Raw genomic sequence first — 17,681 nt, forward strand, 5'->3', positions numbered from 1 at the left:
TGCGGGGGCGATCGTGTCGGGGTCTTCGGGTACGGCCGCGGCGAAGAAGGTGGCGTTGGAGGCTGCGGGGGTGCGGGTGGGTAAGACCCCGTCGGAGACCGCCGCTCTGGCCCGCCAACTCTTCTGAGCAACTGGGCTCACCCAACGGGCCCATCCGGCTGACGAACGCCCGCCGCGTCGACCTGACGCGGCGGGCGTCGCCTTCTCACCCACCCTGGCCGGAGACCGCCCGATGCCGGCCGCCACTGACGGCTCTGGGTTCACACATGGCGATTCGTTGGCGGTTGATAGCCGAGGCGGCCTCGGGTGGCGGCGATCAGCGCGATGGAAATTACCGCGGATGTGATCAGTAGCGCGTGCTGCGCGTCGCGGTGGACGTCGAGTTCGGGAAACATCGGCAGCCACAGGACGGAGGTGGCGTTGTTGATGCCCGCATGGAGCAGCATCACGGCCGGCAGGCTCTCCCCGGTCCGGTTGAACACCCAGGTCATGGGGATGCCGATCACGACGGACGTCACGAGGAATTCGATGATCTGGACGGGGTCCACGTGCGGCCATCCCGCCCATTCGGTCAGGAAGAGCGGCAGGTGCCAGGCTCCCCACAGCAGCCCGAGGATGAGCGTTCCGGCCAGCGGGCCGTGGCGATGTTGCAAGCGGGGTAGGGCGAAGTCACGCCAGCCGGGTTCCTCGGCGACGCCGGTAAAGGCGACCTGGACCGCGAGGAACGGGAGGTAGACCAGCAGCGCGCTGATACTGGGAAGCTGAACGGTCTCCCATGCCTGCGGTAGGAAAAACGTGCCGAGCACCTGCGCGGCCGGAACGCCGAGCAGGATCAGCAGAAACCAGCACCAGCCGATCCGCCAGCGGAACAACCGGCGCGCCCACGTCCGAAGGCCGGGTTCGCCCTCGGCGATGGTGATCACCAGATAGGCGGAGAAGAGCGGCCCGAGATAGGCGCCGGGCAACATACCGAGGGTCTGCGGGCTGCCCAGGACTTCGGGAAAGCCGAAGCTCAGCAGTCCCATGCCGTTGTCGGACAGCACGTACGGCGTCCAGGCCAGCCAGGTGAGCGTGAAGCATAAGAAGAGGTAGCAGGCCAGCGGATGGCGGCGGACGAGTTCGGCGACGCGTTCGCGCCGAGGCGGTGTTGCCGCAGGCGGAACGCGTGCGGCGGTTCGGTGCTGTCGCGGCGTGGCCACTGGTGGTTCTCCAGGGTCGTCGGATTTCTGCCTGGAGGAGTGCACCATGAACGGCTCGTTCGGATCACTACGCCCAGTGGGCCCATGGAAGGTAGGGCTGGGCTACCCGGAAGCCGTGTCCAGACCGGACCGGGCACGAGGGTGGGGCCCCTGGATGGTCGCTCACCCGGGGTGGTAGCGGAAGGAGCCGAGGAAGTAGGCGGGGAAGTCGGGGTCGTCCGGTTCGGGGTTCGCTGACGCGGCCATCCGGCCGGGAGGCACCGTGTACACGTGGTCGTGCGGCATCCACACGTAGCGTGCCCGGTGCCGGCCGTGCCGCTCGGCGGCGTCGATCCAGGACTCCCAGTCGGAGAACCCGGTCAGGAGGTCGCGGATCGGCTCGGGGCCGGCACCGCCCGCCTCGGAGTGGTCGTGGTCGAACCAGCCGATCGTGTCGTTCTCCTCGTCGAACCCGGTGTTCAGCCAGATCGACACCCATCCTTCCTCTTCGTGGAGATCGTCACTGAAGTACGGCTCGTCGTCGGTGTCCGAGGACATGCGCTCACCTCCGCCTGGTTCAGCCGTGAGTTGGTCGGCGGGAACACGGTAGACAAGCCCGCGGACGGTTTCGGGCGGTGGTCGGGTGCCGCTTTCCTGATGGCCGGATACCGGGAACCCGTGGTCGGTCCGCGGCGCATCCGCCGGTCAGCCGTCCAGTACCACAAATCACCGCGATTCCCCCGGACAACACGCCCGGCCGGTTCCCTCGTCTCATGTGGCCCGGCTGGGAGCATGGAACGGTGAGCGCGCCAGCAGGTTCTCCCGTACGCCGTGGTAAGTCCCGTGACGGCGGTCGCCGTGCGCCGGGTTCGGGACGCGGTCGCCCCGCCTCCCGGCCGTCGGTCCCACCGGGCGCCGATACCCGGCCGCTGTACACGGCGGGCGGGATGGCCGCGGCGTCGGCGGCGGGCATCGGGCTGAGCACGCTGGTCACCCTGACGCTGATCGGCTGGGTCGCCGCGCCGCACGCCACCTTCGGTGAGGACATCGGCGATGTGTTCCGGGTGGCGGTTCAGGCGTGGCTGGTCGGTCACCACGCCGGGTTCGGCATTCCGGGCGGGCAGGTCAACCTGCTGCCGATCGGCCTGCTCGTGCTGCCCGGCCTGCTGCTCTACCGCTCCGGATGCTGGCTGGCGCGCAGTTGCCGGCTGCCGCGGCTCCGGCACGTGTTCCAGGCCGCGCTGGCGCTGGCCGGGCCGTACGCGGCGATCTCCGGGACGCTCGCGCTGGTCGGGCAGACGGAGGTGGTGCGGCCCAGCATGGTGCAGGCGCTGGCCTCGGGATTCCTGCTGGCGTTCGTCGCGGGTGGGCTGGGGGTGCTCCGCCAGTTGCTGCGCGACAAGGAGATTCCGTGGGGCCGCCTGCTGGGCATCATGCCGGCCCGGCCGCGTTCGCTGCTCGTGGGCACGCTCAGCGCCACCAGCACGCTGCTGGCCGCCGGAGGGCTGCTGTTCCTGGCCGCGCTGCTGCTGAGCATGCCGGAGGTGGTCGCCGTCACGCGCGAGCTTGCGCCCGGCCCGGTCGGTGGCACGCTGCTGGTCATCATCCAGCTGCTGTACCTGCCCAACGCCGTCATCTTCGGAATGTCCTACGCGGTCGGGCCCGGATTCACGGTGGGCGCGGACACCATCGTGGCGCCCACCGGGGTGGCCCTGGGGCCGTTGCCGGAGCTGCCGATGCTCGCCGCGCTGCCCGGGAGCGGGGCGGCGCCGGTCGCCTCTTTGGTGGCGCTGACCGCGCCGTTCGTCGCGGGGGGCGTCGGAGGCGCGCTCACGCTGCGCAGCGCTCCGACGGTGGTCAGCGAGGCGGCACCGTTGTGGGGGCTGGTGTGCGGCGTGACGACCGGCCTGACCTGCGCCGGGCTGTCGTTCCTGGCGGGCGGGTCCATCGGCGCCGAGCGGCTCGCGGAGGTCGGGCCGTCGGCCTGGCAGGTGGGCGTGATCGTGGCGCTGGAGGTGGGCGTCTCCGCCGCGATCGTGGCGTGGGTGGCCAACTGGCTGTCGTTCCGCCCGCCGGCCATGCCCGTGTACCGCTCCACGTCGGCGCGGGCCCGCCGCCCGCGACCGGCGGGGAAGGGGCGGACACCGGCGGGGCTGCCCCGGCGGCTGGCCCGGACGGCGACGAAGGGCCGGACGGCGCGGGCGGCCTCCGAAGCCGCCGAGGCGGCCCGGCCCGGCGACCGGCACGACGGTCCGGGACCGGCCCCGGAGTCGCGGCTCCCGGACGGCGCCCGCAGGGAGCGGCGCCGATGGGCGCCGTCCGTCACCGCCTGGTGGCCGCGTCGGCGCCCGGAGGAGGACGAGGAGGAGACCGGCGAACTGTTCGGCATCAGCTACGAGGCCGACGCGGGCGACACGGCCGGCCGGGCCGATGCCGACGGCGGCGATAGTGGGGAGACGGCGTCGGAGGGCGGGGGAGCCGCCGCGGTGGACGCGCCGGACCGTCCGGCGGCGCCGGCACGGACCACGCGGCTGAAACGGTTGCGCTTCGACGACGGCGCGTCCATCACCTTCCTCAGCCGCCGGGAGCCCGGACCGGAGACCGGCGGCAACGGCTGACCGCCCACGGCGCGCCGCCGCCACGGTGCGGCGGGCGCCGTGGCGGCCGGGCGGCGGAACGTCGGCCGCGCCCGGTCGGCCGCCGCCATGGTCCGGCGCCGCTGGAACCGGCCACGCCTCGGCCGGGGCTCCCGTGCACGGTGAGCGGGAGGGGCCGTGCCATGACCGCTCCGGCGCTCGCCACTTGCCAGGTACCTTGTTGTGCAAGGTACTATGTACGGCATGAGCACGGATTCCCCGCCCAAGACCATGAGTCAGCTACGGCGCGGCACGGTGGGCTACTGCGTGATGGCGCTGCTCAGCAGGCGGGAGCGCTACGCGGTCGAACTCGTGCGGGAGCTCGCGGCCCACCAGGCGCTGGCCGCCGGGCAGGGAACGATCTACCCCTTGCTGTCTCGCCTGCGCTCCGACGGGATGGTCGCCACCGTGTGGAAGGAGTCCCCCTCGGGGCCACCGCGCCGCTACTACTCGCTCACCGACAAGGGGCGGGCCGCACTGGAGAGGTTCCGTGGCGAGTGGAAGCAGTTCAGTGCGGCCGTCGACACCTTCATGGAGGACTGAGATGAGCACCCGACTCGACACGCCGAGGAGCAACCGGATGGCCGAGACCGACCCCCCTCTCGTCCGGCGCTACCTGCAGCGCCTGCGCCGCGCCTCCTCCGACCTGCCGGCCGGCACGCGCAACGAACTGCTGGACAACGTCCAGGCGCACATCACCGAGACGACGGCCGGGGCCGACGAGGCCGGTGTGCGCACGGCGCTGGATGAACTGGGCACCCCCGAGGACGTCGCCGCGGCGGCTCGCGTCGAGACCCGGCCACGCTCCTCGGGCGACCGCTTCTACGACATCGCCACCGTGTTCATCCTGTTCGCGGGCGGTTTCGTCGTGCCGGTCCTGGGGTGGATCGTGGGCGTGGTGATGCTGTGGAACGGCCCGCGGTGGACGCGTGCGCAGAAGGTCATCGGTACCGTGACCTGGCCCGTCACGATGGCGATCCCTGTGGGTGCGGCGCTGGTCCCGCTCCTGGACGGCTGGTCCACCCCGCTGTTCGGCCCGGTGCTGCCGGTACTGCTCGTGCTCGCGGCGGTCGCCCTGGTGGCGGTGTTCGTCCACCTGCTCCTCGCCGCGGCGCGGGCGCGCACCTGACCGCGTCCCGGGCGCCGGGGGCGCGCTCGGTGACCGCGGCCATGGCGTCCGGGGCGCCACAGCGGCCGAGGCCCCACCGGTCCATCGGTGCGGCCTCGGCGTCCGCCCGGCAGGAACGGCGGCTACATCCCGCTCGGCGACGGAATGCTCTCCGGCGGAAGACCGGTGCGTTCGGCCAGGCTCTCGCGCAGGCCGTTGTCGCAGTTCGTCTGCGTGGCCACGGTGTGCGCCGCGGCCGAGCAGTCCCGCCAGGTGGTGTACTCGCTCCAGAACATGGCGTACCCGGCGATGGCGAACACCGAGAACAGCACGCCGATCCAGCCGACGATCACGCTGAGCAGCGCCCCGGGAGCCAGCCCGTTGCTGGCCTTGGCCGCGCGGCGCGCCCGGTGGCCCTGGGTGATGCCGAAGACCGACAGCAGCAGGCCGAAGGGCGGCAGCAGCAGCCCGGCGGTCGAGAAGAACAGCCCCCACAGGCCGCCTCGTTCCACGGTGGGCTCTCGCCCTTCGGCGTCCGGCGTGGGCGGCTCGTTGGTCACAGGGGCTCCTTACTGCGGGGAGGTTCGTCTCTCTGATAGACGCTACCCGCAGGTCCGATGGTTCACGTCACGCGGCGGCGGCCCCCGGCCGCGGCCAGGCCCCGCCACCAGAACCGCCCGCGCGGGCGGGATAGGCTGGTCGCGCAGGTGGCCGTCCAGCCGCCCCTGTTCCTGTCGTGTGCGAGCGGACCGCCCCGGGCCCCGACGCACGGCCCGGACGCCGCGCGGGCCGGGACCGCGCCCCGAGACCGGGGAACCGCGTCCCCGCACCGCCTTTCCCACGAGGAGGAAGCACACTGTCGGCGCGAGTAGTCGTCCTCATCTCGGGCACGGGCAGCAACATGGCCGCCCTGCTCGACGCGGCGGCCGACCCGGACTACGGTGCCACCGTCGTCGCGGTCGGGGCGGACCGGGAGGGCACCCAGGGCATCGAACGCGCGGCCGAGGCGGGGGTGCCGACCTTCGTCACGCCGTTCTCCGCCTACTCCGACCGGGCGCGGTGGAACGCCGCGCTCGCAGAGCGGCTCGCGGAGCACCGGCCGGACCTGGTGGTCTCGGCGGGCTTCATGCGCATCCTCGGCCCGGAGGTGCTGAACGCCTATCCGGTCATCAACATCCACCCGGCGCTGCTGCCGGCGTTCCCGGGCGCGCACGCCGTGCGCGACGCGCTCGCCTACGGCGTGCGGGTCACCGGCGCGACGGTGCACTTCGTCGACGAGGGGGTCGACACCGGACCGGTCATCGAGCAGGTCGTGGTCCGCGTGGAGCCCGACGACGACGTGGCGAGCCTGCACGAGCGCATCAAGCGGGTCGAACGCGCGATGCTGGTCGACGTCGTGGGTCGCCTCGCGCGTGAGGGGTGGACCCTGGAGAATCGGCGGGTGAGGTGGGGCGCCGCCGGCACGGAGAGCGGCGCGGGTTCCGCGGGCGGTCCCCGCGGCCGCGGAACGGACTACCCCGGAGACGGAACAGAGGAGAACCGGTGAGCCAGCAGGCCATTCGGCGTGCGTTGATCAGCGTCTATGACAAGACCGGCCTGGAGGAGCTGGCCCTGGGTCTGGCGGAGGCCGGGGTGGAGATCGTCTCCACCGGTTCGACCGCGGCCCGTCTCGCCGCGATCGAGGTCCCGGTGACACCGGTCGAGGAGGTCACGGGATTCCCGGAGTGCCTGGAGGGCAGGGTCAAGACGCTGCACCCGAAGGTGCACGCGGGGCTGCTCGCGGACCAGGCCAAAGCGGAGCACCGGACCACGCTGGCCGAACTCGGCATCGAGCCGTTCGACCTCCTCGTGGTCAACCTGTACCCGTTCCGGGAGACGGTCGCCTCGGGGGCCTCGCCCGAGGAGTGCATCGAGAAGATCGACATCGGCGGCCCGGCCATGGTGCGCGCGGCGGCGAAGAACCACGCCAGTGTCGCGGTCGTGGTGGACCCCTCCCGCTACGACGAGGTGCTGGAGTCGATCCGCGTCGGCGGGTTCACGCTGGAGCAGCGCAGGCGGCTCGCCGCGCAGGCGTACGCGCACACCGCGAGTTACGACGCCGCCGTGGCGTCCTGGTTCGCCGCCGCCTACGCCCCTGACGACGTCGCCCGGGAGACCGGCTGGCCGGACTTCACCGCCGCCGCACACCGGCGCGCGACGACGCTGCGGTACGGCGAGAACCCGCACCAGCGGGCCGCGCTGTACCTCGACGAGGCGGCCTCGGGCGCGGGGCTGGCCGGAGCCGAGCAGCTGCACGGCAAGGAGATGTCGTACAACAACTACGTGGACGGCGACGCCGCCCTGCGCGCCGCCTACGACTTCGCCGATCCGTGCGTGGCCATCATCAAGCACGCCAACCCGTGCGGCATCGCACTGGGCGCGGACATCGCCGAGGCGCACCGCAAGGCGCACGCCTGTGACCCGGTCTCCGCGTACGGCGGTGTGATCGCCACCAACCGGCCGGTGACCGCGGCCATGGCCGAGCAGGTCGCCGAGATCTTCACCGAGGTCGTGGTGGCGCCCGGCTTCGAGCCGGCCGCGGTCGACGTGCTGACCCGCAAGAAGAACATCCGGCTGCTCCAGGTGGTGCCGCCGGACCGCGCCGCGCGGCCGGAGTCGCGTGCGATCAGCGGCGGCGTGCTGCTGCAGACGTCCGACGCGATCGACGCGCCGGGCGACGATCCGGCGTCGTGGGAGCTGCGCGCCGGGACGGCCGCGGACGCGGCCACGCTCGCCGACCTCGCGTTCGCGTGGCGGGCGGTGCGTGCGGTCAAGTCCAACGCGATCCTGCTGGCCGGCGACCGTGCCACGGTGGGGGTCGGCATGGGGCAGGTGAACCGGGTGGACTCCGCGCGCCTGGCGGTCGCCCGGGCGGGTGACCGGGTGCGCGGATCGGTGGCGGCGAGCGACGCCTTCTTCCCGTTCGCCGACGGCCTGGAGGTGCTCACGGAGGCCGGGGTGCGGGCCGTGGTGCAGCCGGGCGGCTCGGTCCGCGACGAGGAGGTGATCGCGGCCGCCGAGCGTGCCGGGATCACGCTGTACTTCACCGGGACGCGGCACTTCTTCCACTGATCGGCACCGGTTCCGTCCGGCCCGCTTCGCGGGTCGGTGTCCCTGACGGTCCCGGCGGCGTGTCGCCCGGACGTGCCGCGGGCCCGCGGGAGCCGCGCCGGCCGGCGGCCGATCAGCCGGTTCCGCCGGTCCCGGCGGCGGGCCGGATGGAACAATGGTGCCCGTGAGTGCACAGATTCTCGATGGCAAGGCCACCGCCGCGGCGATCCGGGCGGAGCTCAAGGAGCGGGTGACCGCGCTGAAGGCCCGGGGGGTGACTCCCGGGCTGGGCACGGTGCTGGTGGGCGACGACCCCGGCAGCCACTCCTACGTCGCGGGGAAGCACCGCGACTGCGCGGAGGTGGGAATCCACAGCATCCGGCGGGACCTGCCGGCCACGGCGACCCAGGCCGAGGTCGAGGCGGTCGTCGACGAGCTGAACGCCGACCCGGCGTGCACCGGCTACATCGTCCAGCTGCCGCTGCCCAAGGGCCTGGACGAGGGGCGGGTGCTGGCGCGCATCGCCCCCGACAAGGACGCCGACGGGCTGCAGCCGGCCAACCTGGGGCGGCTGGTGCTGATGCAGGACGGTCCGCTGCCGTGCACGCCGCGCGGCATCGTGGAGCTGCTGAACCGCTACGACGTTCCCCTCAAGGGCGCCGAGGTGGTGGTGGTGGGCCGCGGGGTGACCGTGGGCCGGCCGCTCGGGCTGCTGCTGACCCGGCGCACCGAGAACGCGACCGTCACGCTGTGCCACACGGGCACCCGCGACCTCGCCGAGCACACCCGCCGCGCCGACATCGTGGTGGCGGGGGCCGGCGTCCCCGGGCTGATCACCGCCGACATGGTGCGGCCGGGCGCGGCCGTCCTGGACGTCGGGGTGACCCGGACCGAGGCGGGGCTGGTCGGCGACGTCGCGCTGGACGTCCGTGAGGTGGCGGGTCACTTCTCGCCGAACCCGGGCGGTGTCGGGCCGATGACGCGCGCCATGCTGCTGGTCAACGTGGTGGAAGCGGCCGAGCGTGCCGCTGCCGGCCGGTAGCCGGCGACACCGGAGGGGAGCCGGGGCGCGCGGCGCCGCGGAAGGCTGAGGGGCCCCGGTGGTGAAGCCCCTTGCCGTGTCGACTCGTCGCGCTCGCCCCCTCGCTTCCCTCCGCCGCCGACATCGTGGGGGCTGCGCGTGGGGATGTCGACGGCTTCGGACGCTCGGCGGCTCGCTAGCTCGCTTTGCGTTCCCGGTCCAGCACGGGCATCGGCCGCACCAGGCCGAGGGCCACGACCTCGTTGGCCAGGCGGGTGCGGCGGTTCGGGCCCTCCGGGATCCGGAACTTCTGGTAGAGGCGGAGCAGGTGCTGTTTGACCGCGGCCTCGGTGACCACGAGGTCCTCGGCGATTTCGCGCGCGGTGGCCGGCGAGACGAACGCCTCGTCGGAGAGCGCGGGCCGGCACAGCGACGTCAGCACGTCGAGCTCGCGCCGGGTCAGCTCCGGCGCGGCGCCGCGGCGCAGTTCCACATCGGGGTTGAGCTCTTCGTGCGGGAGGCCGCCGATCTTGCAGCGGGCGGCGCCGAAGCTGACGACGTCGCCCTCCTCCAGGACCCTGCGGGCGATGGGCCGGCCGTTGACGCGGGTGCCGTTGCGTGACAGGCCGAGGTCGACGACGTACACGTAGGGTCCACGCCGGATCAGTTCGGCGTGCAGTTGCGAAACACTGGGGTCGGTCAGCCGGATGTCGACGCCCTGCCCGCGTCCGACCGTGGTGACCTCGCTGCTGAGGGGCTGGATGTCACCGCTCTCCTCGACCCGTATATAGGGCCCGTCCACGGTTGCTCCTCCCAAACTCGGGCGCGACCGATGAGGGTGTTTGCGACGGGGCGTGACAGGGTGTGCCTGACCCGGCGTAGGCCGCGTGGGGGTTGCTGGTCGAGTGGGGTTCATTGGGGGCTGTCCTCGCTCACCGTGGCACTCATCTCATGACTGGTTACCCGGCGTACGCCGGTTCTACGCGCTTACTCGCGGGTAAGGGCGAGGGGCAAGCGGGACATATCCATGTTCAGGGAGATACGGCCCGCCGAGTCGGTGATGTACGTGTGACCGATTCGACACCCTCCGGCGGACGGCCCGCCCGGCGCCGGTGAGATGTGCCCGCACCTGTCCAGTTACAAGGGGTAGTCGGCCGGCCGCGTACGCCTCGATGCTCGCGCGCACACCGGGGTTTCGGTCCCGGCATAATCGGGTGTGGCCGGACCGCGCCACAGGGCGCGTCGCCCCCTCGGCCTGTTCCGCAATCGGTTGTGCGCTAGCGTGAGGTTTACGGTGAGCCAGAAAACGGTGGAGGCAGCGGTAGCACCCGACCCACACGCGCCCGAGGAGGAACCGGAGCGGCAGGACCCGCCGGGTGAGGACCCCGGCTGGCTGTCCCAGGTTCCCTACTTTCTGGTGCTCGCCACCATGGCGGCCGGCATCGTCGTGGTGGCCGCCGCCTACTTCAAACGCGGCCCGGCGCTGATCGCCGGCGCCCTGCTGCTGGGGGCCGTCTTCCGCGCCTTCCTGCCGCCGGAGCGCGTCGGCATGCTCGCGGTGCGGCGCCGGTGGATCGACGTCACCACGCTGGTCACGCTCGCCGTGCTGCTCATCGTGTTGGCATGGGTGGCCCCACAGCTGTGATCGCGCCCTCTAATAAGCTTGATGTCGAGATACCGACGTGTTTCACCGAAGGCCCCGTTCGTCCGGGCCCGGCACCCCGCCGCAGCCGGGACGACCAGGGATCTTGCGGCGAGCTCATGAGGCACGACGCGGTGGGCCGGCGGACCGCCGGGTCCCGCGCTCCCGCCTCCAGCCACATGATGGCTAGCCGAAACGAAGGGACAGCCACACCACCATGGCCAAGATCAAGGTTGAGAACCCCGTAGTCGAGCTCGACGGCGACGAGATGACCCGCATCATCTGGTCGTTCATCAAGGAGCGGCTGATCCTGCCGTACCTCGACGTCGACCTGAAGTACTACGACCTCGGCATCGAGGAGCGGGACCGCACCGACGACCAGATCACGATCGACGCCGCCAACGCCATCAAGGAGCACGGTGTCGGCGTCAAGTGCGCCACGATCACCCCGGACGAGGCGCGGGTCGAGGAGTTCGGCCTGAAGAAGATGTGGCGCTCGCCCAACGGGACCATCCGCAACATCCTGGGCGGCGTGGTGTTCCGTGAGCCGATCATCTGCTCCAACGTGCCCCGCCTGGTGCCCGGCTGGACCAAGCCGATCATCATCGGCCGCCACGCCCATGGCGACCAGTACAAGGCCAGCGACTTCAAGGTCCCCGGCCCCGGTACCGTCACGATCAGCTACACCCCCGAGGACGGCGGCGAGCCGATCGAGCTGGAGGTGGCGAACTTCCCCGAGGGCGGCGGTGTCGCGCTCGGCATGTACAACTACCGCAAGTCCATCGAGGACTTCGCGCGGGCCAGCCTCAACTACGGTCTGGACCGGAACTACCCGGTCTACATGTCCACCAAGAACACCATCCTCAAGGCCTACGACGGCATGTTCAAGGACGTGTTCGCCGAGATCTACGAGACCGAGTTCAAGGAGCGCTTCGAGGCCGCCGGCCTGACCTACGAGCACCGCCTGATCGACGACATGGTCGCGGCGGCGCTGAAGTGGGAGGGCGGCTACGTCTGGGCCTGCAAGAACTACGACGGCGACGTGCAGTCCGACACGGTCGCGCAGGGCTTCGGGTCGCTGGGGCTGATGACCTCCGTGCTGCGCACCGCCGACGGCCGCACCGTCGAGGCCGAGGCCGCGCACGGCACCGTCACCCGGCACTACCGCCAGCACCAGCAGGGCAAGCCGACCTCCACCAACCCGATCGCGTCCATCTTCGCCTGGACCCGGGGCCTGGAGCACCGCGGCAAGCTCGACAACACCCCGGCGGTGATCGAGTTCGCCACCACCCTGGAGGACGTCGTCATCAAGACCGTCGAGGGCGGCCAGATGACCAAGGACCTCGCGCTGCTCGTCGGCGGCGACCAGGGCTTCCTCACCACCGAGGAGTTCCTCGCCGCCCTGGACGAGAACCTGCAGAAGCGCCTGGCCTGACCCGCGCCCGCCCGGCGATCCCGATGCGGCCCCGGTGGCCCGGGGCCGCCGGGCCCGCCTGCGGGATTCACCTGCGGAATTGACCTGCGCGAGGGGCGATCCCTGGACGCCCTTTACCCGGCGGCGGCTAACGTCGGTGGCGACGCGATCACCTCGGATCGCCGACGTTGCCGGCCGCGCGGCCGCTGGGGGGTAGGCACGCGGACCGCAACGTCACAGAGGGCCCGCCACCTGTCTGATCAGGTGGGCGGGCCCTCCTCGTGTCATCCGTGCTCGCCGGTCGTGCTCCTTGGGGGGCGCTCGCCGTCTCGCTTCCCTTCGCCGCCGACGCGGATCGGCCTTCGGCATTGGCGTTGACGGCTCCGGGCGCTCGACGGCTCGCCGCCCGTGCCCTTGGGTCGCGCTCGCCGTCTCGCCGCTCAGTGTTTCCGGTCGCGCTCGCCGTCTCGCTTTCCTTCGCCGCCGACGCGGATCGGCCTTCGGCATTGGCGTCGGCGGCTCCGGGCGCTCGACGGCTCGCCGCTTAGTCCTGCAGTGCCGACTCCGGGATCTCCTCGCCGTTCTGCATGGCGGTGAACATCTCGGTGGACAGGGCCTCGTCCCACTCGACCACCGAACCGAGGGTCGGGTGGGTGGGGGTCGAGCCGACCGGGATCGTGGTGGTCGCCGGGTTCTCGCGCATGGCCAGGGCCATGGAGGCGAGGTCGGACAGGTGGTCGCCCTCGTCGACGTCGAACGTCGAGGTTCCTTCCATCACCAGCGGCACCGACCGGAACGGGTTGATGAGCGTGCTGGTGTCGGTGGCCTTGCTGATCAGCGCGCTGAAGAACTCCCGCTGCCGCTGGATGCGGTCCAGGTCGGCGCGGATCGAAGCACGGGTCCGCACGTAGCCGAGCGCGGTGGCGCCGTCCATCTCCTGGCAGCCAGCCTCGATGTCCAGGCCCGCCTTGGGGTCCTCCATCGGCTCCTCGGGGCACATCTCCACGCCACCGACCGCGTCGACGATGTCCACGAAGCCCGCGAACCCGATCTCGACGTAGTGGTCGATGCGCACGCCGCTCTCCTGCTCGAAGGTCCGCACCAGCGTGGACGGCCCGCCGCCGAGATCCTCGGAGAACGCGGCGTTGATCTTGTTCTCGCCGATCTCGGGGATGTCGACGTGAGAGTCGCGCGGGACGCTGATGATGGACGGCCGCCCATCGCGCGGGACGTACAGCACCATGATGGTGTCGGTCCGCTTGCCCTCGGCGTCGCCGGTGCGCAGGTTCTGCATGTCGTCGTCGGTCAGCCCCTCACGGCTGTCGGAGCCGACGATCATGTAGGTGGTGCCGGGCTGGTCCGCCGGGCGTCCTTCGTAGTCGGGCAGGGCGGCCACGCGCTGCAGCCGGGAGTCGGCCCAGAAGTAGAAGAGGGTGGGCACCAGGAGCAGGACCACCAGCAGTGTGACGAGGACGGTGCGCCGCCGCCTGCGCCGGTGCTCGCGCTCCCGGCGGGACCGCCCGGTCCCGTCGTAGACGCGTCCGCCCCGGCCACCGCCGCTGCGGGCCGGGCGTGGTTCGTCGAGGTCGAGGTCGTCGACCGGAGGCATCCGGCGGGTCGGCCGGGGGGCGGTGCCGGCCCGCTGTTCGGACCTGCGCGGCCGGTACAGCTTCTCGATCTCCTCAGGCATCCCGCCGCCGGGTTGGCGCCGGAACACGGCTGTGCGGTCGTGGTCGTCGGAAGCCGCGGCTCCCGGCGCCCCGTCTGGCCTGTCGCCCATCGCAGTGTTCGTCCGTCCGTTGGGTCGGGTCGGTGTGGTGTCTCGTCGGGTTGGACTCGGCATATCGTAGTTCGGTTCAGTCCGGAAGCGACGGAGTCGTGAAGGGCGTGTGCCCGGGGCACCGTTCCGCACCGTTCTTGGCACGCCGTTGCCTCATCCGCGGCGGGTAGGTGCCCCCATCGCGGCGGACCTAACCTTGCGATCCGCCACATTCACCTTCGGGCGCACCGGCGGGCGCCTTGATGGGCGGCGGGCGGGCCGCCGCCCATCAAGGCGCCCGGAGGACCCGGACGGCACTGGGAGCACGGCCCGCCCCGTCACCGCACCCGATGCGCTCCGGCGGACGGGGTGGCGACCCGCAGGGCCGGAGTCGCGTGGCCGCGGGCGGCGAATGCCTCGGTGACGCCGTTCCGGACCGCGTCCAGGCGGTCCTCCGCCACGAGCGCGATGGCGCTGCCGCCGAATCCGCCCCCGGTCATCCGGGCACCGCGCGCGCCCGAGGCGACCGCGGACTCCACCGCGACGTCCAGTTCGGGGCAGGAGATCTCGAAGTGGTCGCGCATGGACAGGTGGGAGGCGGTGAAGAGGGCGCCCAGCTCGGGCAGTGCGCCGGCCCGCATCAGCCCGACCGCGGCGTTCACGCGGTGGATCTCGGTCACCACGTGCCGCACCCGCCGGCGCAGCACGGGATCGGGCAGTTCGGCCAGCGCCGCCGAAAGGTCCTCGACGTCGCGCAGCGCCGCCACGCCCAGGAGCCGCGCGGCGCGGTCGCACTCGGCGCGCCGGGCGGCGTAACCGCTGCCCGTGTCGGCGTGCCGGTGCTGCACCCGGGTGTCGATGACCAGCAACCGCAGTCCGGCCTCGCCCAGCGGCAGTGGGACGTTGCGCGCGCCTTCGGTGCGGCAGTCCAGGAACAGGGCGTGGTCGGCGCGGCAGCGTAGCGACGCGCTCTGGTCGAGGATGCCGGTGGGGGCGCCCACGAACTCGTTCTCGGCGCGGCGGGCGAGGCGCGCCATGGCGGGGCGGTCCGCGGCAAGCTCGGCGAGGCCGAAGGCGTCGGCCACCGCGAGCAGGGTGGCGCACTCCAGCGCCGCCGAGGAGGAGAGCGCGGCGCCGACCGGAAGGTCGGAGTCGAGCCGGATCCGCGCACCGACGGTGTCGCCGGTGAGGTGACCGGACTCGCGCAGGGCCCAGAAGACCCCGGCCACGTAGTCGCTCCACCCGGTGTCGCGCCGGCGGTCGCGGTCCAGGTCGGCGGTGCTGAACCGGACGGACTCTCCGGGCCGCTGCGCGCTGCGGATCTCGATCACGCCGTCGTCGGTGGCGGCCAGTGCCAGGGAGACGCCCCAGGGCACGGCCATGGGCAGCACCAGGCCGTCGTTGTAGTCGGTGTGCTCGCCCATGAGGTTGACCCGTCCGGGGGCGCGCCAGACGCCTGCCGGGGCGGTTCCGTAGTCGGCGGCGAACGCGGCGGCCAGATCGTCGGGGTCCACGAGGTCGCTGACCGGCCACCGGTCGCCATCGGGCCGTACGGGAGTGGGGGCCGGGCGGCTGCGGGTGAGCCAGCGCCGGATGCCGCCGGCCATCACCGGCCCCCGGCCGGGCGCGCGGCCGCCGCTTCGGCGCGGGGGCCGCCCGAGTGGAACGCCCAGGCGTCGGCGATGATGGTGGCCAGCTCGGACCTGCGCGGCCGCCAGCCCAGTTCCGCACGGGCGCGCTCGCCGGAGGCGACCAGGGCGGCGGGATCGCCCGGGCGGCGATCGGCCGGCACGACGGGGATCGGATGCCCGGTGACCGCACGGCAGACCTCGACGACCTGGCGCACGGAGAACCCGGCCCCGTTGCCGAGGTTGTAGATCCGGTGCCGGCCGGGGACGCAGTGGTCCAGCGCGAGCAGGTGCGCCTCGGCGAGGTCGGCGACGTGGATGTAGTCGCGCACGCACGTGCCGTCGGGGGTCGGGTAGTCGGTCCCGAAGAGGGACACCGACTCCCGGCCGCCCAGCGCGACCTGCAGGACGAGGGGAACCAGGTGCGTCTCGGTGGCGTGCCGCTCGCCGCGGCCGTCCTGCGCGCCGGCGACATTGAAGTAGCGCAGGCTCACGGCGCCGATGCCGTGCATGCGCGCGTGCTCGGTGAGGGCGGCGTCGATGGCCGCCTTCGTCGCGCCGTACGGGTTCGTGGGGCGCACCGGCGCGTCCTCGCGGATCGGCACCCGCTCCGGTTCGCCGTAGACGGCGGCGGTGGAGGAGAAGACGATGCGGCGCACGCCGGTGGAGCGCATGGCCTCCAGCAGCGCGAGGGAGACGCCCACGTTGCCGCCCCAGTACAGCTCGGGGTGGGCGACGGACTCCGGCACGATCGACTTGGCGGCGAAGTGCAGCACCGCCGCCACACCATCGGCCAGCACCTCGGCCGCGCGGTCTCGCACGTCCCCCTCGACGAACGTGCACCCGGGCGGGACCGCGTCGCGGTGGCCGGTGGACAGGTCGTCCAGGACCACCACCTCGTGCCCGGCCGCGACCAGCTGGGCCGCCACCACGCTGCCGACGTAGCCGGCGCCGCCGGTGACCAGAACTTTCACAGCGCTCCCTGTTCCGTGTGGTCGGTCGCGCCCGCGGGGACGGGGTCCAGCACCGCGCGCAGCCGGCCGGCGGCGTCCTCGGGGGCGACGTCGTTGATCCATGCCTCCATGCCCGACTCCGAGCCGGCGAGGTACTTCAGCTTGCCGGCCGCGCGGCGCAACGTGAACAACTGTAGGTGCAGGCCGAAGTCGGGGTCCGGGACGCCCGCCGCGTCGACCGGCGCCTGGTGCCAGGCGGCGATGTAGGGCGCGGGGGTGGGGAAGAGGCGGTCGAAGGCGCGCAGCAGCGCCAGGTAGACGGCGGCGAGGTCGTCGCGCTGGGCGTCGTCCAGTCGGTGCAGGCCGGGCACCCGGCGGCGCGGGAACAGCCGCACCTCGTACGGCCAGCGGGCCGCGGCGGGCACGAACCCGATCCAGTGGCTGGTCTCGATCACCACGCGCCGGCCCGCGGCGCGCTCGGCGGCCACGACGTCATCGAACAGGTTGCCACCGGTGCGCTCGCGGTGTGCGCGTGCGGCGGCGACCATCCGGCGGATGCGCGGCGGGGCGAACGGATAACCGTAGATCTGCCCGTGCGGATGGTGCAGCGTGACGCCGATCTCCTCGCCGCGGTTCTCGAACGCGTAGACGTTGGCGACCTCGGGCAGCGCGTTCAGCTCGGCGGTGCGGTCGGCCCACGCCTCGATGACGGTGCGGGCCCGCCGGGGCGTGAGGTCGGCGAACGAGGCGGTGTGGTCGGCGGTGAAGCAGACGAGTTCGCAGCGGCCGGCTCCCGTGCGCGCGTCGAGCGCCGGGTCCGTCGGCGGTTCGGGCGCCGGGCCGGCGGGAGTGGCCAGGGAGGGGAACCGGTTCTCGAAGACGACGACGTCGTAGTCGGCGGCGGGGATCTCGGTGAGCCGGTCGCCGTGGGTGGGATCCAGGGGGCACTGGTCGGGCGGGGGCAGGAAGGTGCGGTCCTGACGGTGCGCGGCGAGGACGACCCAGTCGTCCAGGAGCGGATCGCGGCGCAGCTGCGACATGGCGGCGATCGGTGGGAGGGGGCGGCGGTCCTGGACCGCGGCGCGGCCGGTGGCGGGGGTTTCGTCGTAGTAGATGATCTGGCGGCCGTCGGCGAGTCGACCGGAGGATCGCCACACCTGAGAGTTCTGCACGTTTTCCCGCCGTTGGAAGGTCGTCGGTCGGACAAATCCGATCATATTCGATCGTTCGCGGTCAATGGAGGAGGGAGGGG

General features: G+C 72.5%; 16 protein-coding genes and 1 pseudogene. 9 read left to right on the plus strand and 8 right to left on the minus strand.

Going from position 1 to position 17,681, the window contains the following annotated elements:
• Positions 1 to 127, plus strand: a pseudogene (locus ACFQRF_RS25940) (succinate--CoA ligase subunit alpha); the annotation flags it as partial.
• A 133-nt stretch (positions 128 to 260) separates the two neighbouring features.
• On the opposite strand, the gene ACFQRF_RS25945 reads toward ACFQRF_RS25940, so the two are convergent.
• Together ACFQRF_RS25945 and ACFQRF_RS25950 are read right to left on the minus strand one after the other, a co-directional pair.
• Entirely contained in the window at positions 261 to 1,199 is a 939-nt protein-coding gene (locus ACFQRF_RS25945; protein WP_379873874.1) for a CPBP family intramembrane glutamic endopeptidase, read from the minus strand.
• A 162-nt stretch (positions 1,200 to 1,361) separates the two neighbouring features.
• Complete coding sequence (locus ACFQRF_RS25950) at positions 1,362 to 1,736, minus strand: hypothetical protein (protein WP_379873875.1); 375 nt, start codon at positions 1,734 to 1,736, stop codon at positions 1,362 to 1,364.
• Positions 1,737 to 2,125: 389 nt separating this feature from the next.
• Between ACFQRF_RS25950 and ACFQRF_RS25955 the strand changes: the two genes are divergently transcribed.
• The 3 genes from ACFQRF_RS25955 to ACFQRF_RS25965 all read left to right on the plus strand — a co-directional run bounded on the left by ACFQRF_RS25955 (position 2,126) and on the right by ACFQRF_RS25965 (position 4,943).
• On the plus strand, positions 2,126 to 3,796 hold the full coding sequence (locus ACFQRF_RS25955) for a cell division protein PerM (RefSeq protein WP_379873877.1): 1,671 nt from the start codon (positions 2,126 to 2,128) through the stop codon (positions 3,794 to 3,796).
• A gap of 222 nt (positions 3,797 to 4,018) precedes the next feature.
• Positions 4,019 to 4,357, plus strand: a complete 339-nt coding sequence (locus ACFQRF_RS25960) for a PadR family transcriptional regulator (protein ID WP_379873878.1) — start codon at positions 4,019 to 4,021, stop codon at positions 4,355 to 4,357.
• 1 nt (position 4,358) lies between these two features.
• Positions 4,359 to 4,943 carry an HAAS signaling domain-containing protein gene (locus ACFQRF_RS25965; protein WP_379873880.1) on the plus strand — a complete coding sequence of 195 codons (585 nt, stop codon included), beginning with the start codon at positions 4,359 to 4,361 and terminating at the stop codon, positions 4,941 to 4,943.
• A 122-nt stretch (positions 4,944 to 5,065) separates the two neighbouring features.
• Here the strand turns inward: ACFQRF_RS25965 and ACFQRF_RS25970 are convergent, their stop codons facing one another.
• On the minus strand, positions 5,066 to 5,482 hold the full coding sequence (locus ACFQRF_RS25970) for a DUF4190 domain-containing protein (RefSeq protein WP_379873882.1): 417 nt from the start codon (positions 5,480 to 5,482) through the stop codon (positions 5,066 to 5,068).
• A gap of 296 nt (positions 5,483 to 5,778) precedes the next feature.
• On the opposite strand from ACFQRF_RS25970, the gene purN reads away from it, so the two are divergent.
• The 3 genes from purN (at position 5,779) to ACFQRF_RS25985 (ending at position 9,054) form a co-directional block, all read left to right on the plus strand.
• The gene (purN, locus tag ACFQRF_RS25975) at positions 5,779 to 6,468 is read left to right on the plus strand and encodes a phosphoribosylglycinamide formyltransferase (RefSeq protein ID WP_379873969.1); all 690 of its coding nucleotides are present in this window, start codon (positions 5,779 to 5,781) and stop codon (positions 6,466 to 6,468) included.
• Positions 6,465 to 8,033, plus strand: coding sequence for a bifunctional phosphoribosylaminoimidazolecarboxamide formyltransferase/IMP cyclohydrolase (gene purH, locus ACFQRF_RS25980; protein ID WP_379873884.1), 1,569 nt, complete (start codon positions 6,465 to 6,467; stop codon positions 8,031 to 8,033). The genes purN and purH overlap by 4 nt, the downstream gene beginning before the upstream one ends.
• A gap of 163 nt (positions 8,034 to 8,196) precedes the next feature.
• Positions 8,197 to 9,054: a bifunctional methylenetetrahydrofolate dehydrogenase/methenyltetrahydrofolate cyclohydrolase gene (locus ACFQRF_RS25985; protein ID WP_379873886.1), complete on the plus strand. Its 858-nt coding sequence runs from the start codon at positions 8,197 to 8,199 to the stop codon at positions 9,052 to 9,054.
• Between the two features lie 175 nt (positions 9,055 to 9,229).
• Here the strand turns inward: ACFQRF_RS25985 and ACFQRF_RS25990 are convergent, their stop codons facing one another.
• Positions 9,230 to 9,835: an FHA domain-containing protein gene (locus ACFQRF_RS25990; RefSeq protein ID WP_379873887.1), complete on the minus strand. Its 606-nt coding sequence runs from the start codon at positions 9,833 to 9,835 to the stop codon at positions 9,230 to 9,232.
• A gap of 492 nt (positions 9,836 to 10,327) precedes the next feature.
• On the opposite strand from ACFQRF_RS25990, the gene ACFQRF_RS25995 reads away from it, so the two are divergent.
• Positions 10,328 to 10,678, plus strand: a complete 351-nt coding sequence (locus tag ACFQRF_RS25995) for a DUF3017 domain-containing protein (protein ID WP_379873889.1) — start codon at positions 10,328 to 10,330, stop codon at positions 10,676 to 10,678.
• A 214-nt stretch (positions 10,679 to 10,892) separates the two neighbouring features.
• Positions 10,893 to 12,110 (plus strand): NADP-dependent isocitrate dehydrogenase, encoded by a 1,218-nt coding sequence (locus ACFQRF_RS26000; protein WP_379873891.1) that lies wholly within the window; start codon positions 10,893 to 10,895, stop codon positions 12,108 to 12,110.
• A gap of 523 nt (positions 12,111 to 12,633) precedes the next feature.
• Here the strand turns inward: ACFQRF_RS26000 and ACFQRF_RS26005 are convergent.
• From ACFQRF_RS26005 to galT, 4 genes are all read right to left on the minus strand, one after another.
• Positions 12,634 to 13,869, minus strand: coding sequence for an LCP family protein (locus tag ACFQRF_RS26005; protein WP_379873893.1), 1,236 nt, complete (start codon positions 13,867 to 13,869; stop codon positions 12,634 to 12,636).
• 317 nt (positions 13,870 to 14,186) lie between these two features.
• Positions 14,187 to 15,455: a galactokinase gene (gene galK / locus ACFQRF_RS26010; RefSeq protein ID WP_379873894.1), complete on the minus strand. Its 1,269-nt coding sequence runs from the start codon at positions 15,453 to 15,455 to the stop codon at positions 14,187 to 14,189.
• Positions 15,455 to 16,450 carry a UDP-glucose 4-epimerase GalE gene (galE, locus tag ACFQRF_RS26015; protein ID WP_379873896.1) on the minus strand — a complete coding sequence of 332 codons (996 nt, stop codon included), beginning with the start codon at positions 16,448 to 16,450 and terminating at the stop codon, positions 15,455 to 15,457. The genes galK and galE overlap by 1 nt, the downstream gene beginning before the upstream one ends.
• On the minus strand, positions 16,447 to 17,586 hold the full coding sequence (galT, locus tag ACFQRF_RS26020; RefSeq protein WP_379873897.1) for a galactose-1-phosphate uridylyltransferase: 1,140 nt from the start codon (positions 17,584 to 17,586) through the stop codon (positions 16,447 to 16,449). The genes galE and galT overlap by 4 nt, the downstream gene beginning before the upstream one ends.
• Positions 17,587 to 17,681 lie beyond the last annotated feature (95 nt).

The sequence above is a fragment of the Marinactinospora rubrisoli genome, assembly GCF_042664915.1.
Taxonomy (GTDB): Bacteria; Actinomycetota; Actinomycetes; order Streptosporangiales; family Streptosporangiaceae; genus Marinitenerispora; species Marinitenerispora rubrisoli.

Coding starts and splice junctions, on each gene's coding strand:
- ACFQRF_RS25950 (WP_379873875.1), bottom strand. CDS start 1,736: ATGTCCTCGGACACCGACGACGAGCCGTACTTCAGTGACGATCTCCAC.
- ACFQRF_RS25955 (WP_379873877.1), top strand. CDS start 2,126: ATGGCCGCGGCGTCGGCGGCGGGCATCGGGCTGAGCACGCTGGTCACC.
- ACFQRF_RS25960 (WP_379873878.1), top strand. CDS start 4,019: ATGAGCACGGATTCCCCGCCCAAGACCATGAGTCAGCTACGGCGCGGC.
- ACFQRF_RS25965 (WP_379873880.1), top strand. CDS start 4,359: ATGAGCACCCGACTCGACACGCCGAGGAGCAACCGGATGGCCGAGACC.
- ACFQRF_RS26000 (WP_379873891.1), top strand. CDS start 10,893: ATGGCCAAGATCAAGGTTGAGAACCCCGTAGTCGAGCTCGACGGCGAC.
- ACFQRF_RS26005 (WP_379873893.1), bottom strand. CDS start 13,869: ATGGGCGACAGGCCAGACGGGGCGCCGGGAGCCGCGGCTTCCGACGAC.
- galK (WP_379873894.1), bottom strand. CDS start 15,455: ATGGCCGGCGGCATCCGGCGCTGGCTCACCCGCAGCCGCCCGGCCCCC.